Below are 25,761 nucleotides of genomic sequence, written 5' to 3' on the forward strand. Positions count from 1 at the left end.
GAAGCCCTCGTTCTCGCCTTATCTGCCATACTCATTACTCCTGCGTAGTCTGTTTTTTTTAAGGGGAAGTCATGATCAAGCTGTGCGCGACCTGCGGCACTTCTTACGACGACGGCGACAACACCCTGAGCCGGTGCCGTATCTGTGAGGATGAACGTCAGTACGTCCCGGCCAGCGGCCAGGCATGGATTGAATTAGAGACTCTGGTTCGCACCCATGTGAATAAGTGGCAGCAGCATTGCGGCGAGCTGTTGAGCATCAAGACGGTACCGAAATTTGCCATCGACCAGCGCGCGTTTCTGCTGCTCACCCCGCAGGGGAATATCCTGTGGGACTGCATCGCCAATCTGGACGCGGCGACAAAAACGCTGATAGCCGCGCTGGGCGGGATAAAAGCGATCGCCATTTCTCATCCTCATTACTACACCACGATGCAGACGTGGGCGGAAGCCTTCGATGCGCGAATCTACCTTCATGCCAGCGATCGCGAATGGATTATGCGCGATAGCCCGGCAATCACGCTGTGGGAAGGGGATGCGCTGGAGATCCTCCCTGCGGTGCGGCTGCTGCGGTTGGGCGGGCATTTCGCCGGTGGGACCGTTCTGCACTGGGCAAAAGATGACGGCATCATGCTGGCGGGCGATATTATCCAGGTGACGCCGGGGGCGCACGCCGTTTCGTTTATGTGGAGCTATCCCAATTTGCTGCCGCTGGCGGCAGCCAGCGTTGAGAAGATCGTTGAGCGTCTGGGCGATACGCCCTTTGAGGCGCTGTACGGCGCCTTCGAGAAGCAGAACGTCACGAAAAATGCCCGGCAGATCGTTTTAGATTCAGCGCAGAAGTATCTCGCCTGCCTGAATACGACGGCGCACCGCTGAGGGCGCGCCGCCTGCGGCTTATACCACGCCGTCACCGCCGTCGGAGCACCACACCTGGCCGGAGGTGAAGGAGCAGGCGTCGGAAGCCAGGGTTACGTACAGCGGCGCAATCTCTACCGGTTGGCCGGGGCGGCCCAGCGGCGTATCGGCGCCGAACTGACGAACTTTCTCATCCGGCTGGCCGCCGCTTGACTGCAGCACTGTCCAGTAGGGGCCGGGGGCGACGGCGTTGACCCGAATGCCCTTCGGCCCCAGCTGTTTGGCCAGCGACTTGGTGAACGCCACCAGGCACGCTTTGGTTTGCGCATAGTCCAGCAGGATGGGGCTTGGCTTAAAGGCCTGGACTGATGAAGTATTAATGATCGCGCTGTGTTCTTTAAGGTGACGCAGGGCGGCTTTAGTGATCCAGAAGGCCGCATAAACGTTGGTTTTGAAGGTGGCGTCAAAGTCGGCGGTGGTTAATTCTTCCAGCGATTCGCAATATTGCTGGCGTCCGGCGTTATTGACCAGAATATCCAGCCCGCCGAGTTCGCTGGCGGCCTGTTCGACCAGGGTTTCGCAGAAGGACTCGTCGCGCACATCTCCCGGAATCGCGACGGCCTGACGTCCTTCGGCCTCAATGAGGGCAATCACGGTTTGCGCATCGGATTCCTCTTCCGGCAGATAGTTGATCGCCACATCGGCGCCCTCTCGGGCGAAGGCGATCGCGACCGCACGGCCAATCCCTGAATCGCCGCCGGTAATCAGGGCGCGTTTACCAGCGAGCCGACCGGAACCGACATAGCTCAGTTCGCCGTGGTCCGGCTGCGGCTTCATCTCTTCGGCAAGACCCGGCGGCGATTGCGGCTGGTCAACAAACGGGGGACGGGGATACTTCGCGGTATTATTAGCGTAATCGCTCATACTGACCTCCTCGTGTTAAAAGAGTAAGCGTAGTTGCCTGGTCAGCCTGCCGTGGAATATCGGGGAATATTTGAACGGCTTCGCTTTTATAATTGTTGCGCTTTTATTCATCTCCGAACGGTAATTTACTGATTGCCGGGAAACTTTTTAAAATGTGAAGCGACGGCAGCGTTGGCCATTTTAGGATTATTCTATGATAAGCCTGACGGTATATTTAGCGCAGATATATTGCTCCGCCTCGCTTATATTTACGCGCTTTGAGAAGGCGTCAAAAATATTTCTCGGATGATTCATAACATGTCCGGCTTGTGAAAATGAACAGCAGCAACCAGACTTATTAAGACAAAAGAACAATACGCTGGAGGTAGTGCTGATGAAAAAATTACTGGCTGTTATTTTCTGTTCGCTGATGGCGCCAGGCGTGTATGCCGCAGATGAAGGCGGATTTAAAAAAGATGCCGCACCGCCGCCGCCGCATAAAATTGATGACGGCTATCGCGGGACTGAAGATGGCCGGATCATGACCGTGCGCCAGGCGCTGGATATGCACGACGGGGCAACCATCTCATTACGCGGCAATCTTATCGAGCAGCACGGCGACGATCGCTACAGCTTTCGCGATAAAACCGACACCATTGCGCTGATTATTCCCGCCGCGGTTTTTGATGGCCGCGAAGTGAAACCCGATCAGATGATCAGCATCAACGGCAGCCTCGATAAAAAAATGACGCCGCCGGTGGTGCGGGTGGACCGGATCCAGAAATAATCGCGTAGCCAGGAGAAATGCATGTCCGTAAAAAATCCAGCCGACCCGGATAAGCGGGGCCGTCATCCGTCGAAAGAGGACCCGCGCGAACAGGGTGAAGTGCCAAGAAAAAGAGATGACAGCGAAGATCATAAAAAAGATCCCTGGCACCCGCAGCCCGGAAAGCGCTAGAACGGCCGCCCGCGAGGGCGGCCCGGGTTAAAGATCGATTGGCGACAAGCGGCGGCGGGAGCGGCTCGCCGGCGCGGATATGGCCTTCGCTATCGCCGCGCCGATTTCCGCGCAGGCGGTGATCCCCTGCACAAAAGGCTGGTCGTGCATCAGCCAGGGGATGGCGGCAAAGGCGATGCGTCCACGCACCTCGGAGGGCTCCAGTAACGTATAATCGTCTCCGACTTCCGGGATATCTTCGCCGGTCGCCAGCAGCTGCTCCCTTAAGTGCGGAAAGGGCAGGTCTTTATTTTTCAGCGCTTTTTGCCCTCTGGCATCAATAAACACATCAAACGTATAGCGATTTTGTTCGCTGGTAATCACCGTTTTTTCCTCCTCAACCGCCATCTCATAGCCATGCCCTAAGGCGAGAATACTGATGACGCCCGCTTCGCGCAGCGCCAGCAGCCGGCGAATAGACTCCGAAGGAATGGCGGCATAGCAGTCGATAAAGACCCGCGCAAGGCCATTTTTGAAACGCTCCCGGTCATGGTCATTAAGATGAGGGACCATCGCCTGCACGGCTTCATGCAGCCGCAGGATCGCGTAGCGCCAGGGAACCGTGTATCGCGCGCGTTTGTTGCGTTCGACTTCCTCAAGGTTTGCCTGCGCCCAGTTGAACGGGTTGTGCTGCTGGCGCTTTGCGAACCACGCCTCGCTAAAGCTGTCGGCATTCAGGCTGTGAAGGGCGATATTTTCGCTCCATAGGGGGTCGGCAAGCGCGATTTCCTGCGCTACCAGCTCAAAGACGCGATCGAGCAGACCGTCGCTGCCCGCGGCGATGGCGTGTTCCATCGCGCTTTCGCTGACGATGTTCAGCGGCTCCCAGGGAATGGGGCAGTAAAAATCCGCTTCCGGCAGAATGCCGGAGCGCGACATCAGCACGATGCTTAGCGCCTCGCTTGCCTCGTCCAGCCTGAAGGCGAGGGCGTCATCGTCGGACCCGATAAACCAGCCGTGCTGGACGGCGACGGCCATCGCGGCGTCAATCCCGCTGAGCGAGGTGCCCATAATCCCCACCCGGCAGGGGGGAATGCTGGCTTCCATAAGGCCAGACCACGGGCTGGGAAACCAGGTGCGGGTCGACTCTTCTTCATCGGGCCAGACGTGGCCGGTGGCAATCACCGCGAGGTCGAAGGCTTCGGCGACCGGCCCATCCTCGACCCACAGTCTGACCCCTTCTGTGGTCGCCTGCAGGTCGCTGACCCGGCAGGACTCATTGACCTGGATGTGAAAGCCCTGTTCCCTGGCCTCGACGACCAGGCCAAGGAACTGGTCGCGAAAGTATTCGCCCAGCAGGATGCGCGGCAAAAACTGGCGATCGTGCAACGCCTCATAATCGACGCCATAGCGCGCAAGGTGCGTCCGGCTCTGGGCCTTCAGCCAGTCGAGATAGGTGCTCTGCAGAGGCGGGATTTCAATACTGGCGATATTGGCCAGCATCATGCGCGAGTTTTCTTCATCGCTATAGGGCATGCCCACGCCCGCTTCCTCAGCCTGTTCGTAAATGGACACGTCCAGCGGTTCACCGCGTTTAAGGAGTGAAAACAGGGTATAAATCCCGGTTGGACCGGCGCCGATAATGGCAATTTTCTTCATATCACTGACCCGCCGTTGTTGTTATCACATTTGTTGTCGGTGGCCTTCCGCCAGTTGAAAAGCTCCACGATAGATCATTTCCGGGTAACGGAAATCTGGCAGGATAATTGTGGTTCAAAATAAGGAAGAGGGCCAATCGCTGGCGCGCCTCTTCCTTGTCATTAGCCGACGAGGCGCGGTTTTCAGAACCAGGTTTCGAGCTGGGCGCCGAAGAATAGCGTACCCGCGCTATGGTATCCGGCGCTGCCGAAGGTGTCCGTTGCGCAGTAGTTATCCAGCGCGTGGTCCCAGCGCATCCAGGTGGCAAAAAAGCGGATTTTCGGGCGCTCAAAGAAATCCGTCACGTTCTGCAGCAATCTTATCGACTTAATGGGCTGGATAATGTTGATAACACATAGCGAATGGGGATTTTTCCCGCCAGGATTCAGAGGATTGCTCGTCCCAGTGAAACCGGATGGCACCACCGGGTTTTGTATTCACCTGATATATACCCCCTCCGGTTGCAACCATGGCGGCCAAGTGACGAACCATGAATAACAAGCGGGCTGTACCATTTGCTATTAATCCGGGTTTACCGTGACGAACTTGACATATTAAGCGGGCTTGCTATTCCTTAAACTGGCGCCCCGATAATAAGCGCAACGGCGAGGTGAAGAATGGCGAGTGAAAAAGAGAGGTTGCCCGGGATAAAAGAGAGTGAATTTTTTCTTAATTTTGAATGTGCTGCCCGCAAATATGGCCTCGGGATATTATTAGGGATAATTCTGGCGGCACTGTTGGGGATTTTTTCAGGTGGCTATTTCAGTACGGCTGAAAAAACAAACGCGCCGGGTAATTTAACGGTGACCTATGAGCGCTTTGGCCGTTTACAAACCGAGTTCAGGCTAAAAATTACCGCCCGGCCCCGCGTCGCCGATAAATATATTTTTAGCCTCGGCGGTGATTTTACCTCTTCCTTTGAACCAGGCAGCATCTGGCCCCGGCCGGATCGGATGTACAGCCAGAACGATCGGCTGTTTTTGGTGTATAATGATTTGAAAAGCATGAATAATTTTTCTATATGGCTTTACGTTACGCCGATCAGTCCGGGAAAATCGAACCACTCTTTACAGCTAAACGGCGAACCCGAAATCCGCTTCTGGCAATTTATTTACCCTTAGGAGGACGCGATGGAGATGGTCTTGCGAGCGTTAGCGATTTATTTAATTTTGCTGGTGGTATTTAAAATCGCCGGCCGCCGGGCGCTATTACAAATGACCAGCTTTGACCTGATTCTGTTGCTTATTATCAGCGAGGCCACCCAGCAGGCGCTGCTGGGAAACGATTTTTCGGTGACCGGTGCGATGCTGACGATAATGACGCTGGTCGTGGTGGATATGCTTTTCGGATTAATGAAAAAATATACGGCGGGCGCGGAATCAGCGCTCGATGGTTGCCCGGTTATATTGATCGAAAATGGCGTTCCGTTAATCGATAAGCTGAAAAAAGTGGACGTCTCCTGCGATGATATTTTGGTCGCCGCCCGGCAGAATCAGGGGATTACGGAATTAAGTAAAATCAAATATGCCATACTGGAACGGAATGGCCACATTTCTATTATTCCTGCTGAGAGTTAAAAAGGTCTTTTTATGTCAAATAACCCTTATAACCAGGCGAAAACCACCGGCGAGCTGACCAAACAGGTCGCCAGCGCGCTGATTGACCGTCGTTTACGCTTAACCACCGCGGAGTCTTGCACCGGCGGTAGCCTGGCGGCAGCGCTGTGCGCGGAAGCGGATACGGCCGCATTTTACGATATTGGCTTAATCACCTTTAGCGATCGGGCGAAGCAAAAACTTCTCGGCGTCAACGCATCGACGCTGGAAAAATATAGCGCCGTCAGCCGTCAGACCGTTGAAGAGATGTCGACGGGAGCGCTGGCGCGTTCCGGGGCGGATATCAGCATTGCTATTAGCGGATACGCGGGACCTGACGGCGGCGATGACGGGACGCCTGCGGGCACCGTGTGGTTCGCATGGAACTTTCGCGGCGAAATCGACGCGCATAAGACGCTGTTTTCCGGCGAGTGCCAGGACGTGGTGGAAAAAGCCGTGCGCTATTCGCTGGCGATGCTGATGGAAAAGCTGCCCGGCTGGCAGAGCGCATAACACGCCCTTATTGCGGAGGTTTGTATGGCAGTCATGGCGATCACTGGCGGTACTGCGGGAGTCGGCAAAGCAACGGCCTTGCGCTTTGCGCAGGCAGGCTATGACGTCGGCATTATTGCCCGCGATGATCACGGCCTGGAAGCGACGAAACGGGAGCTCCTTCGCTATGGCGTTCGGGTTCATACCGTCGAGGCCGATGTGGCTCATGCCGATGCGCTGCTGGCGGCCGCCGGCGAAATTGAAAATCGGCTCGGGGCGATCGACGTGTGGGTCAATAACGCGATGTGCGCGGTGCTGGCGCCTTTCCGGGCGATGACGCACGACGAATTTTTGCGGGTCACGGAGGTCACCTATCTGGGCTACGTCAACGGGACTCGCGCCGCGCTGGAGCTTATGACGCCCCGCGATCGCGGGGTGATTATCCAGGTCGGCTCCGCGCTGGCCTATCGCTCAATTCCGCTACAATCCGCCTACTGCGGGGCGAAGGCTGCGATTCGCGGCTTTACCGATGCGGTTCGCACTGAACTAATGCATGAAAATAGCGGCGTGAGCATTGCCATGGTGCAGATGCCGGGGCTGAATACGCCGCAGTTTGAGTGGGCGCGCAATAAGTTCGCCTGGGCGATGCGCCCGGTGCCGCCGGTATTTCAGCCGGAAGTGGCCGCGCAGGCTATTTTCAACGTCGCGCGCAGGCCCGTACGTGAACTTTGGGTGGGGAGCAGCACGATCCAGTCCATTGTGGGGCAATTTCTTTTCCCCGGCTTGCTTGACCGGCTGATGGTCAAAAAAGCATGGGAAGGGCAAATGACACGCCATTTGAACGCTGATGACCGTCAGGACTACCTCGAACAACCGGTCAGGGGATTACATAAAACCCACGGGCGTTTCTCCTCCGAGGCAAAATATCGCGCCACCGCCATTACCTCCGGTGTGCCGGGAAAAACGCTGCTGGGCGGCGCGGCGGTGGCCGGATTGCTCCTGGCAAGATGGTTGACCTCGCGCAAACACCGCTAACGCAGCGCGCTGCTATTGGTCCAGAACCAGCGGTAACCATACGCGCTAATCTCCAGCTCAACGCGCTTACCGGGGATAAGCGCGTCAGCGTAGGTTTTGTCGGCCAGGCAGGGCGTCCAGACCGCCTCGTCGATCCCTTTCGCGGTAAAGCGCAGCGCTTTTTCACTGAAATTAAGAAAGGTGATGACGCTACGCTCATGGTTATCGTAGCAAATCGCCAGAATCGCCTGCCGATCGGTGCTAATGATACGAAAAGGGGCAACGGCGATTTCCGGGAACTCGGAACGCGTATTGGCGATATCCATTATGCGATGCAGGAGGGAATGGCGGTGCAGCAGTGAATCAGCCACGTTGACTTTCTGATAGCGAAACGGCCCCCGGTCAATCATGGGGGCAACAAAGGTATCGGGGTCGGCTGCGGAGAAGCCGCCGCCGGCTGAACCGGCCCACTGCATCGGCGTACGTACCGCGTACCGCTCTTCGAGCGCCAGATCGTCACCCATGCCGATTTCATCGCCATAACGCATAATCGGTACGCCGGGCAGCGAAAACAGCACGGCGTGACAGAACGCCAGCCGCTGCCGATTGCCGTTTAGCATTGGCGCGAGCCGACGGCGAATGCCGCGCTGATAAACGTTCATCTTTTCATCCGGCGCGAAGGCCTCCAGCACGGTCTGCTTGTTCTTGTTGCCGATACCCTCCAGATCCAGCTCATCATGATTACGCAACCAGTTAGCGAAGCAGCAGGTGTCGGGAGGGACGATGGTTTTCTTTATTGCGTTAATCAGCGGGCGCGCGTTCTGGCTGGCGAGACTGACGTAAAAGTATTTGTTCAACCAGAAGTTAAGCACCATGTTAAGCCGGTTATTATCACCGAAATAGTCGCGGTACTGCTCGACGTCAACGTCAACTTCGCCCAGCAGAATGGCCTGCGGGTTATGCCGCTCGACAAGTCGGCGCAGATGTTCCAGGATCCACAGCCCCCGTTTCTCCTCGCCGCGTCCGGCCTGCTTTGTGAGATGCGCAGCGGCATCCAGACGAAAGCCGGAAACCCCCAGCTTCAGCCAAAAGATAATGATATTTTCGACCTCTTTAATAACGGCAGGCGAGGCCAGGTTGAGATCGGGTTCGTGACGATAAAACATATGGCGAAAATATTGCCCGGCTTCTTCATCCCACGTCCAGATGCTCTCCTCGACGCCGGGAAACATCGGCGGCGTATCGTCATCATCGCTATCCGCCCATAGATAATAGTCGCGAAACGGCGAGCTGCGGCTGCGGCGCGCCCGTTGAAACCACGGATGAGCGTCGGAGGTGTGCTGAATCAGCAGTTCAATAATGACCTGCATCCCTAATTCGCGGGCCTGCTCGATAAAGGCGATGATATCCGCCAGTTGACCAAATCGCGGATCGACCTGCAGGTGGTCGCTGACATCGTAACCTTCGTCCAGAAATGGCGTCAGGTAGAAGGGGGTTATCCAGATTACCGTCGCGCCCATTCGGCTAATATAGCGCAGCTTGGCCGTAATCCCGGCGATGTCGCCGCAGCCATCGCCGTTGAAATCATAAAAGAGGGCGGAATCAATCTGATAGATAATGGCCCGTGTATGCCAGTCAGCCATAGCGTACCTCAGTGATAGCCTTCATTTCCGGAAACTTTGCCGCGGAATACGTAGTAGCTCCATGCGGTGTAAACCAAAATCACCGGAATGATGAGCAGGGTGCCTACCAGCATAAAGAGCTGGCTGGCTGGCGGCGCGGAAGCCTCCCACAGCGTGATATGCGGTGGAATGATATTGGGCCACAAACTGATGCCCAGACCGCTGAAGCCGAGAAAAATGAGCCCAAGCGTCAGGAGGAAAGGACGGGCATGGCTGTTGGGGTTAGCGCTCAGGCGCCAGATCCACAGGCTAAAGACGAGAACCAGAATGGGGACCGGCACAAACCAGTAAAAATTGGGCAGGGTAAACCAGCGTTCAGCAACGGAATGCCAGCCCAGCGGCGTCCAGACGCTGACCACGGCGATGACCGCCAGCAGCGCCAGCAGCGTACGGCGGGTCAGCTCGCGCATACGCTGCTGCAGCGCGCCTTCGCTTTTCATAATCAGCCAGGTCGTGCCAAGCAGCGTATAAGCCACCACCAGCCCTAAGCCGCAGAACAGGCTGAAGGGCGTCAACCAGTCCAGCGCGGAGCCGATGAACCTGCGGTCTGCAACGTCAAAGCCGCTGATGACCGCGCCCACGACGATCCCCTGGCTAAAGGTGGCCAACAACGATCCGCCGACAAACGAGTAATCCCAGAACTTTTGGTGGGAGGGGGTGGCCTTAAAACGAAACTCAAAGGCCACGCCGCGAAAGATCAGACCAATTAGCATGGCAGTAAGGGGAATCGTCAGCGCGTCGGCGATCACGGCGTAGGCCAGCGGAAAGGCGCCGAATAGCCCCGCGCCGCCCAGCACCAGCCAGGTCTCATTGCCGTCCCACACCGGGGCGACGCTGTTCATCATCACGTCACGCTCATTGGCGTTGGGGACAAAGCTGAAGACCATACCGATGCCCAGATCGAAGCCGTCCATCACGATATACATTAGGGTGGCAAACACAATGATGACAAACCAGATCACGGGAATATCGATGCCCATTAGCTTTTCTCCTCTTCAGGCACGGCTTCTGCGGCGGAAAGGGGGCGCGCCGGCGTGCCGGAGGTTGACGACGTTAATTCGCTGACGGGCTGCGGCCCTTTTTTAATCAGCCGGATAATATAGTAATAACCGACGCCGAAGACCGAACAGTACACCGCGATAAAGACCAGCAGGCTGACGACCATTTGCGCTGTGCTATGCAGGGAGACCGCATCCCGGGTGCGTAAAAAACCATAGATAACCCAGGGCTGGCGGCCCGCTTCGGTCGTGATCCAGCCGGCCAACAGCGCCAGCAGTCCTGCCGGCCCCATCGCCAGCGCGCACCACTGAAAGGGGCGGGAGTGATAAAGACGCTGCCGATAGCGCAGCCAGAGGCTCCATACGCCAAGGGCTATCATCAATATGCCCATACCCACCATGATGCGAAACGACCAGAAGACGATAAGGGAGTTTGGCCGATCCTCTTTCGGGAAATCTTTCAGGGCAGGGACCTGTTTATTCAGGCTATGGGTGAGGATCAGGCTGCCAAGCGCCGGGATTTCCAGACCGTATTTGGTGCGCTCTTCCGCCATGTCCGGCACGCCAAACAGCAGCAGCGGGGTGGCTTCGCCGGGTTTATTTTCCCAGTGGCCTTCAATGGCGGCGATTTTTGCCGGCTGATGCTGAAGCGTATTAAGGCCGTGCATATCGCCAACCATCGCCTGGATCGGCGCGACCAGCAGAGCCATCCACATCGCCATTGAGAACATTTTGCGTATCGCCGGCGTATCATTGCCGCGAAGAAGATGCCAGGCGGCGGAGGCGCCGACAAACATCGCGCTGCTGAGAAAAGCGGCGATCGCCATGTGCGACAGGCGATACGGGAAAGAGGGGTTGAAGATAATCGCCAGCCAGTCCTGGGGAATAATGTGACCGTTTTCAATGGTAAAACCCTGCGGCGTCTGCATCCAGCTATTGGACGCGAGGATCCAGAAAGTTGACATCAGCGTGCCCAGCGCCACCATGCAGGTGGTGAAAAAATGCAGTCCTGGGGGGACTTTGTTCCAGCCAAAAAGCATGACGCCCAGGAAGCCCGCTTCGAGGAAAAACGCGGTGAGGACTTCGTAAAGCAGCAGGGGACCGGTAATACTCCCGGCAAACTGAGAGAAACCGCTCCAGTTGGTGCCGAACTGATAGGCCATCACCAGGCCTGAAACCACGCCCATGCCGAAATTAACGGCAAAAATTTTCAGCCAGAAATTATACAGCGAGCGCCAGACGTCGTCTTTTGTCCGCAGCCACATCCCCTCCAGCACCACCAGATAGCTGGCAAGCCCAATGGTAATTGCCGGGAAAAGAATATGAAAAGAGACGGTAAATGCGAACTGCAGCCGTGCCAGATTAAACGCGTCGAGTTCAAACATGATCCGGACCCCATCACATAACAACCCCCCGAACCGAGCAGGGGGGAGTAATTAACAACAGGTGCTGATGATTAAGGCTTTTTCTTACCTTCGCCGAGCTCAGCGCCGGTAAGAGGATCGCCCTCGGGGTCGGATTCGGTCCGTTCCGCCATGGCTTTAACCAGAGCCTTCTGCTCGGCTGTTAACCTGACGCTGACGCTCCCGTCTCCGCCGTCTACTGCAGGCTGCGGATCCGCGACATAGTCGAAGTGCCGATCGCTATTCCAGCTACCGCGTATGTCATCGCCCTCCGACATATTGTAGTAGGTGCTGGCGTATTCGGGGAGTGGCGGTAATTTACCGGGCGGATAGTTGTTTCTGATGGACTGAAGCGCTTTTTCAAAAGAGAGCTGGTGGGCGGCTTCCCGGGTCATCAAAAAGGCCAGCGCATCCTTTACTCCGGGGTCATCAGTGACGTTGATCAGGCGCTCATAGATGATTTTGGCTCGCGCCTCCGCCGCCACGTTGGAGCGTAAATCCGCGGTGGGCTCACCAATGGTGTCAATGTAGGCGGCGGTCCAGGGTACTCCGGCGGAGTTGGTCAGCGGCGTACCTCCACCATATAACAAAGAGGTAATATGGCTGTCGTTACCGTTGGCGGTGAGCGAACGGTACAGGTCGGCTTCGTTTTCGGTTCCCTCCGCAAGGGCACCCTTCGCCCCTTTATTGAGCATGCCAACCAGCGAGCCGATAATTTCAAGGTGGCTTAACTCCTCGGTAGCAATGTCCATCAGCATATCTTTACGACCCGGATCGTCATCGCTCAGACCCTGAGTAAAATAGCGGCATGCGGCGGCCAGCTCACCCTGAGGGCCGCCGAATTGTTCCAGAAGGAGGTTCGCCAGTCCCGGATTTGGCTCCGCGACCCTTACGGTATACTGAAGTTGCTTAACGTGTCGGAACATAGGCTCTTATCCTTATTGCTTATTTTTTAGCTTCAACGCCTTCGGCTTCAGATCGCAGAAGGAACTCCTCCGTCGTTTGCGGAATATGCTTCAGCAGCCAGTCGGCCATTGCCCGCTCCTCTGCCAGAATTGATTCGATGGCCGGGATCGATGCGACGTCGCCAGCTTTATTCGCAGCGGCAAGCAGGGAGGTATAACAAGCGATTTCAAACTGCTCAAAGACATAACCGCTAATTGACCCTTTAACAATTTCATCGGAAGGGAACATGCCGCCAATGGATTGCCCGAAGGCGGCCATTTTGCTCATTGAATCCTTCAGTACTGAACGCGATATATTATTACGGTCGAGAATCTCCTCCAGCACGGTAATTTGGCGTTTGGTTTCAGTTACGTGCTGTTCAATTCTGCTGCGCAGGTCCGGGTAGTTATCGATGCGGCCCGCCATGGATTCCAGCATGGATTCTGCTTGCTTTTCCATTGCATGCGCATCGCGTAGCCAGTCGTGATAATGTTCAAGGTGATTCATAATCAACTCCTTAATATCGGATTATTATCTGGCTATTTATTTTGTGCGTCTTTATTAATATTACCGACCGCCAGGTCAGTTAATTTAAGATCGGTTGATTTTTCTTCTTCTAACGTTTCCGCTAAAAGCTTAACCGCTTTTTTATAACCCAGCTGTTGTGCTAAGGTGGCGAGAGTGCCGTAGCTGGCAATTTCATAATGTTCAACCTTTTGCGCAGCGGCAATTAACGCAGCATCCCGCACTTCATTTTTCTCTGTGCTCTCAATCACTTCGTTAGCTTCTTCAATAAGTCCCTCCATCACCACGCATTTCATACGCTTAATTTTGATGGCAGGTTCTTGCTCGACAATTTGATCGATACGCTCAATCTGCCCCTGGGTCTCTTCAAGGTGGGCCTTGAACGCGGCGCTGAGCTGTTCGCTTGACGCTGCTCTGGCCAATTTAGCCAGTCCGCGGGTTAATTGTTTTTCAGCGCTGTAAGTATCCGATAAAAGATGAATAAATACGTCTTCTATGCTCTTCATATTCATATGGAAATACCTTTTACACAGGAGAATAACTGCGAGTCCGCAGACCCGCAGGATACTCTTTTATTTACAAGAGAACGAGGCGATTAATAATCAGGAATTATCAGATTTACGTCCGCCACCATGACTATTTTGTCCGCCTTTTTTACCGGCTTCAGATGCACGTTGCGGATCGTTTTTAAAGTTCCCACCGCTGTGCTGACCGCCTTTACGTCCAGCTTCAGATGCTTTATCACGGTCTTCAGCGAAATTACCGGAACCACCACGATGTTCTGCCATATTTTCATACCTCTATTGAGTTTATGTCAGGAAGATACGATTTAGATACGTATCCGTTGTCGTTCAGGAATTAAATTTAGCTGTTATTTCCGAACAGTCAAACCGGTTACTGGTGATATTTTTTTGAAATATTCTGAATTATGCAGCGGTTACCGTTTCGCTTGTTTTTAATGAATATCAGCATAACGGGTTATGATCTAACGAAAGATTTTTATCCGCGAGGGAATATATCCGTGGCCGCTGCGTTAATAAATGCAGGGCAGGCCCGGCGCAGGGCTTTACGTCACTTTACATAACTGCGAAGAATAACTTAGCGGATACTGAACGTTATTAGCAGACGAGTTGAGAAAAATCAGAAAATAGTGAATTTACAGAGAAAGGGTGATTTTCGGATATTTCAATGCGGGAGATAAAACAGGCACCAGATCACGAGGCTGTGAAATGGTGCGTCCGAGTGGACTCGAACCACCGACCCCCACCATGTCAAGGTGGTGCTCTAACCAACTGAGCTACGGACGCATTATGGTGCGTTTAATTGGACTCGAACCAACGACCCCCACCATGTCAAGGTGGTGCTCTAACCAACTGAGCTATAAACGCATTATGGTGCGTTCAATTGGACTCGAACCAACGACCCCCACCATGTCAAGGTGGTGCTCTAACCAACTGAGCTATGAACGCAATGTTGCAGCGGCAACGGGGACGCATATTAGCGGGAGGGAGGGGTTGTGGCAAGAGGCAAACGTCACTTTTCTTCCAGTTTTCTCGCGATCGCAGAAGTTTTATCCATATTGCTGATATTTTACTGATGCAAAAGAATATTTCTTCATCAACAAGCGATAACGGCGCTGAATCAGCGCCGTTGGTTTCGCCGCGGGCTAGCGCGCCGCGCGCTGTAAAATGATGCTGGAAGGCTGACGCTGCAGGAAACGCATACGCAGCATCATCATCACGGCGGCGGAGGTGAGACCAATAATAAACCCGCACCAGAAACCGGCGGGGCCCATGCGCGGCACGACCAGATCGGTCAGGGCCAGCAGGTAGCCGCTCGGCAGACCCAATACCCAGTAGGCGGTAAAGGTAATAAAGAAGATGGAACGCGTGTCTTTATAGCCGCGCAGGATCCCGCTGCCGATCACCTGAACGGAGTCGGAAATCTGGTAGATGGCCGCGAGCAGCATTAGCTGGGACGCCAGGGCCACGACCTCGGGATTGTCGTTATACAGCAGGGCGATTTGCTTACGCATCAGAATGGTGAACACCGCTGTGAAAACGGCCATGCACACCCCAACGCCGACGCCGGTTCTGGCCGAGGTCTGCGCCTCCAGCGTTGAACCCTGCCCGAGACGGAAGCCGACGCGAATGGTCACCGCGGCCGCCAGCGAGAGCGGCAGCACGAACATCAGCGAGCTGAAGTTAAGGGCAATCTGATGCCCGGCCACGTCAACGATCCCCAACGGCGAGACCAGCAGCGCGACGACGGCAAACAGCGTGACTTCGAAAAACAGCGCCAGCGCAATCGGCAGGCCCAGCTGTACCAAACGCTGGATGACGGCGAAATCCGGTTTGCTGAAGCGCTCCTGGAGATGAATATCGCGCATTGAACGCGCGCGGCGCACCCAGAACAGCATGCTGAAAAACATCACCCAGTAAACCGATGCCGTCGCCACACCGCAGCCAATCCCGCCGAGTTCCGGCATACCGAAGTGACCGTAGATAAAAATGTAGTTCACCGGAATGTTGACCAGCAGGCCGATAAATCCCATGACCATTCCCGGCTTGGTTTTCGCCAGCCCTTCACACTGGTTACGGGCAACCTGAAAGAACAGATAGCCGGGCGCCCCCCACAGCAGCGCGCGCAGGTAGCCGACCGCTTTGTCAGCCATCGCCGGGTCGATGTTATGCATTGAGCTGATAATGTAACCGGCGTTCCACAGCACGACCATTACCAGGATGGAGACGAAGCCGGCCAGCCAGAATCCCTGGCGCACCTGATGGGCGATACGCTCGCGGCGACCAGAACCATTCAGCTGGGCAATAACGGGCGTCAGGGCCAGCAGCAGGCCGTGGCCAAAGAGGATCGCCGGTAGCCAGATGGAGGTGCCGATGGCAACGGCCGCCATGTCGGTGGCGCTATAGCCGCCCGCCATCACGGTATCGACAAAGCCCATGGCGGTTTGGGCGACCTGGGCAAGAATAACGGGTATAGCCAGTGCTAATAACTGACGCGCTTCAATAAAATACTTCTGCACGTGAACACCTATATATTGTTGTTATTGGGGGACTAAAAAAGCCGCCATCGAGGGCAGCAAGAAGAAAAAGCAGAGGGATTTGCCAGACTATTGTAGCGAGGATTAGCCATTTAGCCAGTGAAAAAATTCCTCTGCACGTTGTGCGCTGGCAACCTGTTTTGCCAGCTGTTATTGTTCGTCATAGCCTAAAACGGTACTGATACCGTCACGAATTTATACAGGAGCAAAATATGTTTACCGGTATTGTGCAGGGGACCGCCAAAGTGGTGGCTATTGATGAAAAACCCAACTTTCGCACCCACGTTGTGGAGCTGCCTGAGCATATGCTCGCGGGGCTCGAAACGGGCGCTTCGGTAGCGCACAACGGCTGCTGCTTGACGGTCACGGATATCAATGGCCCGCGAGTGAGTTTTGATCTGATGAAAGAGACCTTGCGGATAACCAATCTGGGCGCGATCCGCGAGGGCGACAGCGTCAACGTTGAGCGCGCGGCCAAATTCAGCGATGAAATTGGCGGCCACCTGATGTCAGGTCATATTATGACCACCGCGGAGGTGGTGAAAATTCTGACCTCGGAAAATAATCGCCAGATTTGGTTTAAGGTTCAGGACCCGACGTTGATGAAATATATCCTCTATAAAGGATATATCGGCGTAGATGGGATTAGCCTCACCGTCGGTGAAGTGACGCCAACTCGGTTCTGCGTGCATTTAATTCCGGAAACGCTGCAGCGCACCACGCTTGGGGTGAAAAAGCTGGGCGATCGGGTGAATATTGAAATCGATCCGCAGACGCAGGCGGTCATCGATACCGTTGAGCGCGTGCTGGCGGCGAAAGAAGCAGAAGCGGCGCTGAAAACGACGGCCGAATAATAAAATCCCCCCGCCGAAGCGGGGGATATTTTTAGCGGGCCACGCGCAGGCCGTGTTCGGCCCCGCGAGAAAAAACCACCTGCCACAGTTGGATATCGCGCGCGCGGAAAGCGCCGGCACAGGCATTCAGGTAATAGCTGAACATGCGTTTAAAGCGTTCTGAATAGTTGTCGGCAATATCCGGCCAGCTATTAAGAAAGCGTTCATACCAGGCCATAAGCGTCGTGTCGTAGTCGGCGCCGAAATTATGCCAGTCTTCCATAACAAAATGCGATTCGCTGGCTTCGGCAATATGGCGTACCGACGGCAGACAGCCGTTAGGGAAGATATATTTGTTGATCCAGGGATCAACGCTATGGTCGGTTTTTTTCGAGCCGATGGTATGGAGCAGGAAACGACCGTCGGGCTTCAGATTACGATCGACCACATCAAAATAGGTGGCGTAATTTTTAGGCCCGACGTGTTCGAACATGCCGACTGAAACAATACGATCAAAGCTTTCGTGCAGGTCGCGATAGTCCTGGAGGAGGATGGTGACGTCGAGGTCCGCGCAGCGCTCCTGCGCCATTTTCTGCTGCTCTGCCGAGATGGTAACGCCCACCACGCTGACCTGGTAGTTTTTGGCCATGTAGTAAGCCAGCCCGCCCCAGCCGCAGCCGATATCCAGCACCCGCATACCGGGCTCAAGCTCAAGTTTACGGCAGATCAGATCCAGTTTAGCCTGCTGCGCGTCATCGAGAGTTTCCGCGTCTTTCCAGTACGCGCAGGAATACTGCATATAAGGGTCGAGCATGCGGCTGAACAGATCGTTGCCTAAATCATAATGCTCTTTGCCGACAATCCAGGACCGTTTTTTACTTTGCAGATTGAATAAGCGTGCGCTGGCGATACGCAAGGTATCTTTGAAATGATGGGGAAGCTGATTTTCCAGTCCGGCGCGTAAAACTTTATGGAAAAAAATATCCAGCCGTTCACAATCCCACCAGCCGTCCATATAGCTTTCGCCGAGCCCCAGCGACCCCTCCTGCAAAACGCGCTTAAAAAAGAGCGGGTTTTTAATCCGTAGATCGGAGGGCGCAGGACCATTAATTTCGATGCCCGCACGTCCTAATAATTCAGCTGCAATTCGGTACCAATCATCATTTGGTACACTGACTACTTCTTCTATACACGATGAACTCATAGCTTCTCCATCACGCCCAAGTGATCAGAACCTTAAAACAGCGTAGACGCTTTTTTGGCTTTGTGAGAAATCTCACGGTTAATCCGTGAGGCTGCTATCCGACGTAGAACAGAGGAAGGGAGGTAACCCTTGCCGAAAGGCCTTCCATGGTGAAACGGGATGCATCCTGCTCCCGTTAAATCAATTAATCTTTCTATTTATGTGATGCCGGATCCAGTATAGGCCGCTAAAAACACGCTTTCAACAAAAATATCTTAGCAAGCTAATTACTGGATTCTATAACTATCAGTAGAATAGCTTACGCATGTGACGATTCTGTTGCCGGATGCGCGGCTTTATACTGCATGCGGTAGCCTATGCCGGCCAGCACGATGGAAACCAGCATCACGCTGGTGGTCGTTTGCAGCGGCGTGGCAATCAGCGTGGAGACCAGCAGGCTGGTCAGGGAACAGAGGCCAAGCTGCAGAGTGTTTTGCAGCGCCGCGGCACGGCCGGTCGCCTGCGGGAATGGCTTCAGGGCCTGCGCGACGACGATAGGATAAATACCGCCGTTCACCACCGCCATGGCGCAGAACGGAATCATCAACCCAACAAGCGTCGCGTTCTCCTGCAGGCCAACCAGCCAGGTGGCGGCGACGCTGACGGCGAAAATCGCCAGCAGCCAGGGAAGAATTTGCTGCCCCTGCCATTTTTGTAGCGCCGCGCGGCAACCATAACCGCCCACCAGAAACGCGATAGTCTGCGGAACATAGCTCAGGCCAATAACGGTCGGACCGTAGCCCATGTCATGGAGGATAAACGGCGAGCCCGTGAGCCAGGCGAAAAAGCTGGCGGAACAGGCGGCGTAGATCAGCACGTTACCGCTATATTCCCGCGAGCGCAGCAGGGCGAGGAAGGTGAGCTTCTGCTGGACGCTGACGATCGGTTTATTCGCAGGCTTCAGGCGCAGGGCCGGCAGCATCAGCAGCAGGGTAATGGCGAACAGAACGGCAAAAATGGCCTGCCATTCGAAGTGGACCAGCAGCCAGCTGCCAAGCAGCGGCGCCAGCGCCGGCGACAAACCAACCAGCGGCATAATGGCGGCGAAAATACGGTTGGTTCTTTGCGCAGGGTAATAATCGGTTACCATTGCCTGCCAGGTCACCGCGGCGGCGCAAACCCCCAGAGCCTGGATAAAGCGCAGCGCCAGCATCAGGCCGGCATCGCGCACCCACAGCATCCCCAGGCAGCCGACAGCAAAGATAGCCAGACCGCTCAGCAGCACCGGCTTACGGCCATAGCGATCGGAAATGGGGCCCCAGAAGAGCTGCCCAAGCGCAAAGCCCGCCAGGAACAGGCTCAGGCTGGCGCTGACCGAGGCGGCGGAAGTATTCAGATCCTGTTGCATAGCGGCGAAAGCCGGAAGATACATATCGGTGGCCAGAAAGCCCAGTACGCTGAGGCCAGCCAGCCAGACTAAAAATCCTTTCCCAGGTTGTTGCATAACATTCTCTTTTTATTGTGCAGGTACGATGGCGCAGAGTGTAGGGAGTGCATTAAGGCTTGTGAAACGCTAATATTTGTCAGATGAGTTCAAAAATTTTGCAGGCAGAAAATGTGGTCTGAATACTCGCTTGAAGTTGTCGATGCTGTCGCCCGAAACGGCAGCTTTAGCGCCGCCGCCCAGGAACTGCACCGCGTACCCTCGGCCGTCAGCTATACCGTACGTCAGCTGGAGGAGTGGCTGGCGGTACCGTTGTTCGAACGCCGCCATCGGGATGTGGAATTAACGCCGGCCGGCGTCTGGTTTTTACAGGAAGGGCGATCTGTTATCAAAAAAATGCAGATCACCCGCCAGCAGTGCCAGCAGATCGCCAACGGCTGGCGCGGGCAGCTCTCCATCGCGGTTGATAACATCGTTAAACCCACGCGTATGCGGCAGATGATCGTTGATTTTTATCGCCATTTTGATGACGTCGAGCTGATCGTCTTTCAGGAGGTGTTCAACGGCGTCTGGGATGCGCTCGCCGACGGTCGCGTGGAATTAGCCATCGGCGCGACGCGCTCCATTCCGGTAGGGGGACGCTACGCCTTCCGCGATATGGGGATGCTGAGCTGGGACTGCGTCGTTGCGAGCCACCATCCGCTGGCAAAAATGGCGGGGCCTTTGAGCGATGACGTGTTGCGCAACTGGCCGTCGCTGGTCAGAGAGGATACGTCACGCTCGCTGCCGAAGCGGACCACGTGGCTGCTCGATAACCAGAAGAGGGTAGTCGTGCCGGACTGGGATGCTTCTGAAACCTGCCTCTCCGCCGGACTGTGCGTCGGTATGGTGCCCGGGCATTTAGCGCGTCCGTGGCTGGATAGCGGCGAATGGACGGCGCTGGAGCTGGAGAACCCCTTCCCGGATGCCGCATGCTGCCTGACGTGGCAGCAAAGCGACGCTTCGCCGGCGCTGCTCTGGTTACTGGATTATCTTGGCGATAGCGAAACGCTAAACCGGGAGTGGCTGCGGGCGCCGGAATAACCGACGCCGCAAGCAGGGCTAACGGCGATAATCGACAAACGGACCATCGGCCACGGAACGGCGCTCGACCAGGCGCGGATGGACTTCAATCGACTGCGAGACTTCACGCTTATTGACGATACGGTCCAGCAGCATATTAAAGGCCGCTTCGCCAAGAGAGTCCTTAGGCTGATGAATGGTGGTCAGTGCCGGGCTAAAGTAGCGGGCGTTGCGCACGTTATCATAACCGATCAGCGAAATATCCTGCGGCACGCGCAGGCCCATTTCATCCGCGGCGCAGATGGCACCCATCGCCATAATATCCCCGCCGCAGAAGATGGCCGTTGGGCGAGGGTGCTGGGCGAGAATTTGCTGCATGGCGCGGTAGCCGGATTCCGGCTCGAAATCACCCTGTACAATCCAGTTTTCCGGGACGTTAATCTGCGCCTCTTCCATCGCTTTCATAAAACCCGCCAGCCGGCCTGCGCCGGTGTTACGCTCCAGCGGGCCGGGGATCACGCCGATGTCGCGATGGCCGCGTTCAACCAGGTAGCGTCCGGCGATATAGCCGCCCTCGAAGGCGTTATCGACGACCGAATCGGTAAAGTCGGCTTTTGCCTCGCCCCAGTCCATCACCACCATCGGGATATGGCGATACTCTTCCAGCATGCTTAACACCGATTCCGGATACTCGGAACACATCACCAGCAGACCGTCGACGCGTTTCTGCGCCATCATTGACAAATAGGCGCGCTGTTTCTCCGGGTCGTTCCACGCGTTGCCGAGGATCAGGGTGTAGCCCTTCTGGAAACAGCTTTTCTCAACGGCTTCGATAATCTCAGCGAAATAGGCCGCTTCGCTGCTGGTCGCCAGCAGACCAATCGACTTGGTGTGATTGACCTTCAGGCTGCGGGCAACGGCGCTGGGGGAGTAATGCAGCTCTTTTATTGCCGCCCATACCGCATTGCGCGTCTCTTCCGCAACAAAACGGGTTTTGTTAATCACATGTGACACTGTTGTAGTGGAAACGTTTGCGCGCTTCGCTACATCTTTAATAGTTGCCATTACTTCTCACTCCAGACCTTGACCTGATCGTCTGTTTATCGGTACGTAAACGTTTGCCTGTACACACCCTGACGCCAAAATTGAGCATGGCATCACGTCGGGAAAACGACACAGAACGACAGGAAGGGGTCAATGGCCGATACGCTTTCAAATTAGCGTGGGATTTTGTCCGATCTTGGGGCAAAGGGGAAGAGCAAAAATGTGCATCACTCTAAATCTCGGAAGATTTTTACGCTATTCTGTGTAAAAATGAGCAAGCTCACTTTTCATGTGGGGATAATCACGGGGAAAAATTGATGGATATAAATTTAAAGTTTTCGCTGACAACAACGATTATTGTTTTGGGTTTGATTGTTGCCGCAGGTTTGACCGCAGTACTGCACTAGTTCTGCGATAAGGGAGGGGCCGCTCTCCCTTTTACTCCACCTATTATTATCATTTTCGCAAAAATCTTTTGCCATTTCGTTCACTTTTGTTTTTCTGTGATTGATGTCATGCTTTTGACTTCTGATGAGATGCCGTCGCGGAAGGCGGCCTGATGGAGTCCCTGCATGAAAATCAACTTTCCCCTGCTCGCGCTGGCGATCGGTGCCTTTGGCATCGGCACGACCGAGTTCTCCCCGATGGGGCTATTACCGGTTATCGCTAAAGGCGTTGACGTTTCGATTCCGGCGGCGGGAATGCTGATTAGCGCCTATGCCATCGGCGTAATGGTTGGCGCGCCGCTGATGACGCTGCTGCTCTCCCACCGCGCGCGCAGAAACGCGCTGATCTTTCTGATGGCGATTTTTACCCTCGGCAACGTGCTCTCTTCCATTGCGCCGGATTACACCACGCTGCTGCTGTCGCGGATCATTACCAGCCTTAACCATGGCGCTTTCTTTGGCCTGGGCTCGGTGGTGGCGGCAAGCGTGGTGCCAAAACATAAGCAGGCCAGCGCGGTGGCGACGATGTTTATGGGGCTGACGATCGCCAACATCGGCGGCGTACCCGCAGCAACCTGGTTGGGTGAAACCATCGGCTGGCGAATGTCGTTCCTTGCAACGGCGGGGCTGGGCGTGGTGGCGATAATCGGCCTGTGGTTTTCCTTACCGAAGGGCAGCGCCGGCGAGCGCCCAAATGTGAAGCAGGAGCTTTCGGTGCTGATGCGCCCGCAGGTGCTGTCGGCGCTGCTGACTACCGTGCTGGGGGCAGGGGCGATGTTTACGCTCTATACCTATATTTCCCCGGTTCTGCATACCATTACCAACGCCTCTCCGCTGTTTGTCACCGCGATGCTGGTGCTGATCGGCGTGGGCTTTTCGCTGGGCAACTATCTTGGCGGTAAATTTGCTGACCGCTCCGTTTCCGGGACGCTGAAGGGCTTTCTGCTGCTGCTGATGGTTATCATGCTGGCGATCCCGCTGCTGGCGCAATCGCAGGTGGGCGCGGCAATCAGCATGGTGGTCTGGGGCGCGGCGACCTTTGCGGTGGTGCCGCCTTTGCAGATGCGGGTGATGCGCGTGGCCCACGAAGCGCCGGGGCTGTCGTCGTCGGTCAATATCGGGGCTTTCAACCTTGGAAACGCGCTGGGAGCGGCGGCGGGAGGCGCAGTCATTAGCGGCGGCCTCGGCTATGCGTTTGTCCCGGTGATGGGGGCGATTATCGCGGGCGTTGCGCTGCTGTTGGTGCTGTTCAGCGGGCGGGCGCAGCCGGAAGAGGCGTTCGCCAACCGTTAAGATCGCGTGCTGTGAGAGAATAACCGCAGAAGCCGAAAGGCATCTGCGGTTTGCTTTTATGCTGCCAGGTTAGCGGCAACAAACTTCCAGTTTACCAGCGCCCAGAAGTGTTCCAGATAGTTTGGACGGGCGTTACGGTAGTCGATGTAATAAGCGTGTTCCCAGACATCCACGGTCAGCAGCGGAGTCGCGTCGCTGGTCAGCGGCGTACCCGCGTTGCTGGTGGAGACAATGGCCAGGCTACCGTCGGCGTTTTTCACCAGCCAGGTCCAGCCTGCGCCGAAGTTTTTTGCCGCCGCGTCGGTGAATTTGGCTTTAAAATCAGCGAAGCTGCCGAAGGATTTAGCGATAGCGGCCGCCAGTTCGCCTTGCGGCTCGCCGCCGGCGTTTGGCGCGAGGCAGTTCCAGTAGAAGGTGTGATTCCAGACCTGCGCGGCGTTGTTGAAGACGCCGCCATCGGAAGAACGCACGATCTCTTCCAGGGTTTTCCCTTCAAACGCGGTGCCTTTGATCAGGTTATTCAGGTTGGTGACGTAGGCCTGGTGGTGTTTACCGTAGTGGTATTCCAGGGTTTCTGCGGAAATGTGCGGCGCCAGGGCGTCTTTTGCATATGGTAATGCAGGTAATTCGAACGACATTGCTACTCTCCTTTTTATAGTTTGTACGCGCAATAACCATGTATTACGCAGGGTAATAGTAGCAAATTAAAAGATGTGGCAAAAGAGAGAGTTACCCTGCCGCCCAAGCGGCAAGGCATATTTAGCGAATGGTTTTCGGCGTCATAACGCGACGCGCGCCGACGTAGTGGCGTACCCAGTAATCGTCGCTTAATGAGGTGATCTGAATATCGCGGCCGGTGCGCGGAGACTGGATAAATTTGCCGTTGCCAACGTAAACGCCGACGTGATCGGCAGTCCCGCGCCCGCGGGTGCGGAAAAAGACGAGATCCCCGCTCTGCAGCTCGCCGCGATCCACCGGACGGGCGTCGCGCAGGTGATACATCTCATTGGCGGTGCGTGGAATATGGATTTTAACCAGATCTTTATAGGCGTAATAGACCAGGCCGCTACAATCAAACCCGGTGCGCGGGGAAGTACCGCCCCAGCGATAGGGCTTACCAATCTGATCCATCAGCTTTGACATCGCGGTGCTTTGCGCTTTTTGTACCCGCGCCTTATGCGCATCGGCGATAGTCAACTGCGGCTCATCGGCGATGGGTTTGCAGCGGGTTTTATAGCCTTTACGCACCACGCACTTTTTCTGCACGCTCGCCGTTGCCATCTTGCTTTCCGCTATTGACCTTGTCGAGCTGGCGCACAGTTTTTTATAGCCTTTGCGCAGGACGCATTTTTTGGTGACGCTGGCGGTCTGGCGTGACGCGGTTGATTTGCTGCGGCTGGCGGTCGACGTTTTCTTGCTGGGGGTTTTGGCGGCGGTTTTACTTTTGGAATTGACTGCTTTTTTCTTACGCTCCGCGGTCGTGCCCTTGGCCGGATGCGCTTTAGGCGCGGCCGAAGCGTGCGTATGCCCGGAAGCATGCGCCAGCGGCGTAAGTGAAATAGATGTGAAAAGTAATGCACAGAGCGAAATCGCGATTTTATTAAGACGCGCCACTGAGCACTCCCCTGATTAAATTACAGACATATACAGATGCCTGACGATGAATGACAAACCGCATCGATTCTAAAGCATAAAATCGTGGAGAGTTACTACTCTTTTGTATCTAAAGTCTCGTTTGGTTAACATTTGCAAAAAAATGCTTCCGTCAGCACCCCTGACGCTTGAAAAACGCGCAACGCGTTGCCGCGTATAGCAATAAAATGATATTTTTGAGGCAACTTTGGCCGACAGAAGATAAAATGTGGCAAGTGAAAAAAATGTTATTATCGGTCCTGCGTTCAGGGCGCTACAATGACAAATTACTGCCGTAGAGAAGTTTGAGGAAGCACGACAATGAGCACGACTTTAGAAAAAATCCAACATCAAATCGCTGAAAACCCGATCCTGCTGTACATGAAAGGATCACCGAAACTGCCAAGCTGCGGTTTCTCCGCGCAGGCCGTTCAGGCGCTCTCCGCCTGTGGCGAACGTTTTGCCTACGTCGATATCCTGCAAAACCCGGACATCCGCGCAGAGCTGCCGAAATACGCTAACTGGCCAACCTTCCCGCAGCTGTGGGTAGACGGCGAACTGGTCGGCGGCTGCGACATCGTGATTGAAATGTATCAGCGCGGCGAACTGCAGCAGCTGATCAAAGAAACGGCCGCTAAGTATAAAACTGACGAGCCGAAAGCGGAGTAATTCTGCTGCTATTAAAAAAGCGACTTCCGATGAAGTCGCTTTTTTTTA

General features: G+C 55.2%; 28 protein-coding genes and 3 tRNA genes. 12 read left to right on the plus strand and 19 right to left on the minus strand.

The window, feature by feature from the left end; genetic code table 11:
- The first annotated feature begins 71 nt into the window (after positions 1 to 71).
- Positions 72 to 878, plus strand: a complete 807-nt coding sequence (locus CMQ96_RS26595; protein ID WP_098067572.1) for an MBL fold metallo-hydrolase — start codon at positions 72 to 74, stop codon at positions 876 to 878.
- An 18-nt stretch (positions 879 to 896) separates the two neighbouring features.
- Here the strand turns inward: CMQ96_RS26595 and CMQ96_RS26600 are convergent, their stop codons facing one another.
- Entirely contained in the window at positions 897 to 1,781 is an 885-nt protein-coding gene (locus CMQ96_RS26600; protein WP_004136738.1) for an SDR family oxidoreductase, read from the minus strand.
- Positions 1,782 to 2,154: 373 nt separating this feature from the next.
- Here CMQ96_RS26600 and CMQ96_RS26605 point away from each other — a divergent pair, with 373 nt between their 5' ends.
- Together CMQ96_RS26605 and CMQ96_RS28735 are read left to right on the plus strand one after the other, a co-directional pair.
- A complete protein-coding gene (locus CMQ96_RS26605; protein WP_049131262.1) occupies positions 2,155 to 2,547 on the plus strand; it encodes a YdeI family stress tolerance OB fold protein in 393 nt (130 codons plus the stop codon).
- Positions 2,548 to 2,568: 21 nt separating this feature from the next.
- Positions 2,569 to 2,718, plus strand: coding sequence for a hypothetical protein (locus tag CMQ96_RS28735; RefSeq protein ID WP_165775015.1), 150 nt, complete (start codon positions 2,569 to 2,571; stop codon positions 2,716 to 2,718).
- Between the two features lie 27 nt (positions 2,719 to 2,745).
- Here CMQ96_RS28735 and CMQ96_RS26610 read toward each other — a convergent pair whose 3' ends face one another.
- Together CMQ96_RS26610 and CMQ96_RS26615 are read right to left on the minus strand one after the other, a co-directional pair.
- Complete coding sequence (locus tag CMQ96_RS26610) at positions 2,746 to 4,356, minus strand: FAD-NAD(P)-binding protein (RefSeq protein WP_049088704.1); 1,611 nt, start codon at positions 4,354 to 4,356, stop codon at positions 2,746 to 2,748.
- A 182-nt stretch (positions 4,357 to 4,538) separates the two neighbouring features.
- On the minus strand, positions 4,539 to 4,700 hold the full coding sequence (locus CMQ96_RS26615) for a carbohydrate porin (protein ID WP_004136744.1): 162 nt from the start codon (positions 4,698 to 4,700) through the stop codon (positions 4,539 to 4,541).
- A gap of 312 nt (positions 4,701 to 5,012) precedes the next feature.
- Between CMQ96_RS26615 and CMQ96_RS26620 the strand changes: the two genes are divergently transcribed.
- The 4 genes from CMQ96_RS26620 to CMQ96_RS26635 are packed head-to-tail and all read left to right on the plus strand — an operon-like array spanning position 5,013 to position 7,517.
- Complete coding sequence (locus CMQ96_RS26620) at positions 5,013 to 5,516, plus strand: hypothetical protein (RefSeq protein WP_024357958.1); 504 nt, start codon at positions 5,013 to 5,015, stop codon at positions 5,514 to 5,516.
- Positions 5,517 to 5,525: 9 nt separating this feature from the next.
- Positions 5,526 to 5,972, plus strand: coding sequence for a DUF421 domain-containing protein (locus CMQ96_RS26625; RefSeq protein WP_098067573.1), 447 nt, complete (start codon positions 5,526 to 5,528; stop codon positions 5,970 to 5,972).
- Positions 5,973 to 5,984: 12 nt separating this feature from the next.
- Positions 5,985 to 6,503 carry a 2-oxo-tetronate isomerase gene (locus CMQ96_RS26630; protein ID WP_004136749.1) on the plus strand — a complete coding sequence of 173 codons (519 nt, stop codon included), beginning with the start codon at positions 5,985 to 5,987 and terminating at the stop codon, positions 6,501 to 6,503.
- A gap of 24 nt (positions 6,504 to 6,527) precedes the next feature.
- The gene (locus tag CMQ96_RS26635; RefSeq protein ID WP_049131260.1) at positions 6,528 to 7,517 is read left to right on the plus strand and encodes an SDR family oxidoreductase; all 990 of its coding nucleotides are present in this window, start codon (positions 6,528 to 6,530) and stop codon (positions 7,515 to 7,517) included.
- Here CMQ96_RS26635 and CMQ96_RS26640 read toward each other — a convergent pair.
- From CMQ96_RS26640 to mdtK, 11 genes are all read right to left on the minus strand, one after another.
- On the minus strand, positions 7,514 to 9,139 hold the full coding sequence (locus CMQ96_RS26640; RefSeq protein WP_098067574.1) for an alpha-amylase family protein: 1,626 nt from the start codon (positions 9,137 to 9,139) through the stop codon (positions 7,514 to 7,516). The two genes, CMQ96_RS26635 and CMQ96_RS26640, sit on opposite strands and share 4 nt — an antisense overlap.
- A gap of 8 nt (positions 9,140 to 9,147) precedes the next feature.
- Positions 9,148 to 10,158, minus strand: a complete 1,011-nt coding sequence (gene cydB, locus CMQ96_RS26645; protein ID WP_024357961.1) for a cytochrome d ubiquinol oxidase subunit II — start codon at positions 10,156 to 10,158, stop codon at positions 9,148 to 9,150.
- The gene (locus CMQ96_RS26650) at positions 10,158 to 11,561 is read right to left on the minus strand and encodes a cytochrome ubiquinol oxidase subunit I (RefSeq protein WP_098067575.1); all 1,404 of its coding nucleotides are present in this window, start codon (positions 11,559 to 11,561) and stop codon (positions 10,158 to 10,160) included. The genes cydB and CMQ96_RS26650 overlap by 1 nt, the downstream gene beginning before the upstream one ends.
- A gap of 71 nt (positions 11,562 to 11,632) precedes the next feature.
- The gene (locus CMQ96_RS26655; RefSeq protein WP_004136760.1) at positions 11,633 to 12,505 is read right to left on the minus strand and encodes a manganese catalase family protein; all 873 of its coding nucleotides are present in this window, start codon (positions 12,503 to 12,505) and stop codon (positions 11,633 to 11,635) included.
- Between the two features lie 19 nt (positions 12,506 to 12,524).
- Positions 12,525 to 13,031 carry a ferritin-like domain-containing protein gene (locus CMQ96_RS26660; RefSeq protein WP_004136762.1) on the minus strand — a complete coding sequence of 169 codons (507 nt, stop codon included), beginning with the start codon at positions 13,029 to 13,031 and terminating at the stop codon, positions 12,525 to 12,527.
- A 32-nt stretch (positions 13,032 to 13,063) separates the two neighbouring features.
- Positions 13,064 to 13,561 (minus strand): ferritin-like domain-containing protein, encoded by a 498-nt coding sequence (locus tag CMQ96_RS26665; protein ID WP_098067576.1) that lies wholly within the window; start codon positions 13,559 to 13,561, stop codon positions 13,064 to 13,066.
- A 90-nt stretch (positions 13,562 to 13,651) separates the two neighbouring features.
- Positions 13,652 to 13,837 (minus strand): general stress protein, encoded by a 186-nt coding sequence (locus tag CMQ96_RS26670; protein WP_004136767.1) that lies wholly within the window; start codon positions 13,835 to 13,837, stop codon positions 13,652 to 13,654.
- Positions 13,838 to 14,279: 442 nt separating this feature from the next.
- Positions 14,280 to 14,356, minus strand: a tRNA-Val gene (locus tag CMQ96_RS26675).
- A 4-nt stretch (positions 14,357 to 14,360) separates the two neighbouring features.
- Positions 14,361 to 14,437 (minus strand) — tRNA-Val (locus CMQ96_RS26680).
- 4 nt (positions 14,438 to 14,441) lie between these two features.
- A tRNA-Val gene (locus CMQ96_RS26685) sits at positions 14,442 to 14,518 on the minus strand.
- A gap of 197 nt (positions 14,519 to 14,715) precedes the next feature.
- The gene (gene mdtK, locus CMQ96_RS26690) at positions 14,716 to 16,089 is read right to left on the minus strand and encodes an MdtK family multidrug efflux MATE transporter (protein ID WP_024357964.1); all 1,374 of its coding nucleotides are present in this window, start codon (positions 16,087 to 16,089) and stop codon (positions 14,716 to 14,718) included.
- Between the two features lie 230 nt (positions 16,090 to 16,319).
- On the opposite strand from mdtK, the gene CMQ96_RS26695 reads away from it, so the two are divergent.
- A complete protein-coding gene (locus tag CMQ96_RS26695) occupies positions 16,320 to 16,961 on the plus strand; it encodes a riboflavin synthase subunit alpha (RefSeq protein WP_049086300.1) in 642 nt (213 codons plus the stop codon).
- A gap of 31 nt (positions 16,962 to 16,992) precedes the next feature.
- Here the strand turns inward: CMQ96_RS26695 and cfa are convergent, their stop codons facing one another.
- Together cfa and punC are read right to left on the minus strand one after the other, a co-directional pair.
- Positions 16,993 to 18,144 carry a cyclopropane fatty acyl phospholipid synthase gene (gene cfa, locus CMQ96_RS26700; RefSeq protein WP_004136772.1) on the minus strand — a complete coding sequence of 384 codons (1,152 nt, stop codon included), beginning with the start codon at positions 18,142 to 18,144 and terminating at the stop codon, positions 16,993 to 16,995.
- Between the two features lie 298 nt (positions 18,145 to 18,442).
- Entirely contained in the window at positions 18,443 to 19,627 is a 1,185-nt protein-coding gene (gene punC / locus CMQ96_RS26705; RefSeq protein WP_098067577.1) for a purine nucleoside transporter PunC, read from the minus strand.
- Between the two features lie 111 nt (positions 19,628 to 19,738).
- Between punC and punR the strand changes: the two genes are divergently transcribed.
- The gene (punR, locus tag CMQ96_RS26710; protein WP_004119464.1) at positions 19,739 to 20,650 is read left to right on the plus strand and encodes a DNA-binding transcriptional activator PunR; all 912 of its coding nucleotides are present in this window, start codon (positions 19,739 to 19,741) and stop codon (positions 20,648 to 20,650) included.
- A gap of 18 nt (positions 20,651 to 20,668) precedes the next feature.
- Here the strand turns inward: punR and purR are convergent, their stop codons facing one another.
- Complete coding sequence (gene purR, locus CMQ96_RS26715) at positions 20,669 to 21,694, minus strand: HTH-type transcriptional repressor PurR (protein ID WP_004119465.1); 1,026 nt, start codon at positions 21,692 to 21,694, stop codon at positions 20,669 to 20,671.
- A 296-nt stretch (positions 21,695 to 21,990) separates the two neighbouring features.
- Here purR and CMQ96_RS26720 point away from each other — a divergent pair, with 296 nt between their 5' ends.
- On the plus strand, positions 21,991 to 22,080 hold the full coding sequence (locus tag CMQ96_RS26720) for a YnhF family membrane protein (RefSeq protein WP_049250536.1): 90 nt from the start codon (positions 21,991 to 21,993) through the stop codon (positions 22,078 to 22,080).
- Between the two features lie 165 nt (positions 22,081 to 22,245).
- Positions 22,246 to 23,412: an MFS transporter gene (locus tag CMQ96_RS26725; RefSeq protein ID WP_024357967.1), complete on the plus strand. Its 1,167-nt coding sequence runs from the start codon at positions 22,246 to 22,248 to the stop codon at positions 23,410 to 23,412.
- Positions 23,413 to 23,468: 56 nt separating this feature from the next.
- Here the strand turns inward: CMQ96_RS26725 and sodB are convergent, their stop codons facing one another.
- Positions 23,469 to 24,050, minus strand: a complete 582-nt coding sequence (sodB, locus tag CMQ96_RS26730; RefSeq protein ID WP_004119467.1) for a superoxide dismutase [Fe] — start codon at positions 24,048 to 24,050, stop codon at positions 23,469 to 23,471.
- A gap of 121 nt (positions 24,051 to 24,171) precedes the next feature.
- Positions 24,172 to 25,026, minus strand: coding sequence for a C40 family peptidase (locus tag CMQ96_RS26735; RefSeq protein ID WP_024357968.1), 855 nt, complete (start codon positions 25,024 to 25,026; stop codon positions 24,172 to 24,174).
- A gap of 339 nt (positions 25,027 to 25,365) precedes the next feature.
- On the opposite strand from CMQ96_RS26735, the gene grxD reads away from it, so the two are divergent.
- Positions 25,366 to 25,713: a monothiol glutaredoxin 4 gene (gene grxD, locus CMQ96_RS26740; protein ID WP_004119469.1), complete on the plus strand. Its 348-nt coding sequence runs from the start codon at positions 25,366 to 25,368 to the stop codon at positions 25,711 to 25,713.
- Positions 25,714 to 25,761: the final 48 nt, after the last annotated feature.

This window comes from Klebsiella sp. MBT K-1 (assembly GCF_002556465.1).
Taxonomy (GTDB): Bacteria; Pseudomonadota; Gammaproteobacteria; order Enterobacterales; family Enterobacteriaceae; genus Klebsiella; species Klebsiella grimontii.

Excerpts from the sequence above, each read along its gene's own strand:
- CMQ96_RS26595 (WP_098067572.1), top strand. The coding sequence starts at position 72 with ATGATCAAGCTGTGCGCGACCTGCGGCACTTCTTACGACGACGGCGAC.
- CMQ96_RS26600 (WP_004136738.1), bottom strand. The coding sequence starts at position 1,781 with ATGAGCGATTACGCTAATAATACCGCGAAGTATCCCCGTCCCCCGTTT.
- CMQ96_RS26605 (WP_049131262.1), top strand. The coding sequence starts at position 2,155 with ATGAAAAAATTACTGGCTGTTATTTTCTGTTCGCTGATGGCGCCAGGC.
- CMQ96_RS28735 (WP_165775015.1), top strand. The coding sequence starts at position 2,569 with ATGTCCGTAAAAAATCCAGCCGACCCGGATAAGCGGGGCCGTCATCCG.
- CMQ96_RS26610 (WP_049088704.1), bottom strand. The coding sequence starts at position 4,356 with ATGAAGAAAATTGCCATTATCGGCGCCGGTCCAACCGGGATTTATACC.
- CMQ96_RS26620 (WP_024357958.1), top strand. The coding sequence starts at position 5,013 with ATGGCGAGTGAAAAAGAGAGGTTGCCCGGGATAAAAGAGAGTGAATTT.
- CMQ96_RS26625 (WP_098067573.1), top strand. The coding sequence starts at position 5,526 with ATGGAGATGGTCTTGCGAGCGTTAGCGATTTATTTAATTTTGCTGGTG.
- CMQ96_RS26630 (WP_004136749.1), top strand. The coding sequence starts at position 5,985 with ATGTCAAATAACCCTTATAACCAGGCGAAAACCACCGGCGAGCTGACC.
- CMQ96_RS26635 (WP_049131260.1), top strand. The coding sequence starts at position 6,528 with ATGGCAGTCATGGCGATCACTGGCGGTACTGCGGGAGTCGGCAAAGCA.
- CMQ96_RS26640 (WP_098067574.1), bottom strand. The coding sequence starts at position 9,139 with ATGGCTGACTGGCATACACGGGCCATTATCTATCAGATTGATTCCGCC.
- cydB (WP_024357961.1), bottom strand. The coding sequence starts at position 10,158 with ATGGGCATCGATATTCCCGTGATCTGGTTTGTCATCATTGTGTTTGCC.
- CMQ96_RS26650 (WP_098067575.1), bottom strand. The coding sequence starts at position 11,561 with ATGTTTGAACTCGACGCGTTTAATCTGGCACGGCTGCAGTTCGCATTT.
- CMQ96_RS26655 (WP_004136760.1), bottom strand. The coding sequence starts at position 12,505 with ATGTTCCGACACGTTAAGCAACTTCAGTATACCGTAAGGGTCGCGGAG.
- CMQ96_RS26660 (WP_004136762.1), bottom strand. The coding sequence starts at position 13,031 with ATGAATCACCTTGAACATTATCACGACTGGCTACGCGATGCGCATGCA.
- CMQ96_RS26665 (WP_098067576.1), bottom strand. The coding sequence starts at position 13,561 with ATGAATATGAAGAGCATAGAAGACGTATTTATTCATCTTTTATCGGAT.
- CMQ96_RS26670 (WP_004136767.1), bottom strand. The coding sequence starts at position 13,837 with ATGGCAGAACATCGTGGTGGTTCCGGTAATTTCGCTGAAGACCGTGAT.
- CMQ96_RS26695 (WP_049086300.1), top strand. The coding sequence starts at position 16,320 with ATGTTTACCGGTATTGTGCAGGGGACCGCCAAAGTGGTGGCTATTGAT.
- cfa (WP_004136772.1), bottom strand. The coding sequence starts at position 18,144 with ATGAGTTCATCGTGTATAGAAGAAGTAGTCAGTGTACCAAATGATGAT.
- punC (WP_098067577.1), bottom strand. The coding sequence starts at position 19,627 with ATGCAACAACCTGGGAAAGGATTTTTAGTCTGGCTGGCTGGCCTCAGC.
- punR (WP_004119464.1), top strand. The coding sequence starts at position 19,739 with ATGTGGTCTGAATACTCGCTTGAAGTTGTCGATGCTGTCGCCCGAAAC.
- purR (WP_004119465.1), bottom strand. The coding sequence starts at position 21,694 with ATGGCAACTATTAAAGATGTAGCGAAGCGCGCAAACGTTTCCACTACA.
- CMQ96_RS26720 (WP_049250536.1), top strand. The coding sequence starts at position 21,991 with ATGGATATAAATTTAAAGTTTTCGCTGACAACAACGATTATTGTTTTG.
- CMQ96_RS26725 (WP_024357967.1), top strand. The coding sequence starts at position 22,246 with ATGAAAATCAACTTTCCCCTGCTCGCGCTGGCGATCGGTGCCTTTGGC.
- sodB (WP_004119467.1), bottom strand. The coding sequence starts at position 24,050 with ATGTCGTTCGAATTACCTGCATTACCATATGCAAAAGACGCCCTGGCG.
- grxD (WP_004119469.1), top strand. The coding sequence starts at position 25,366 with ATGAGCACGACTTTAGAAAAAATCCAACATCAAATCGCTGAAAACCCG.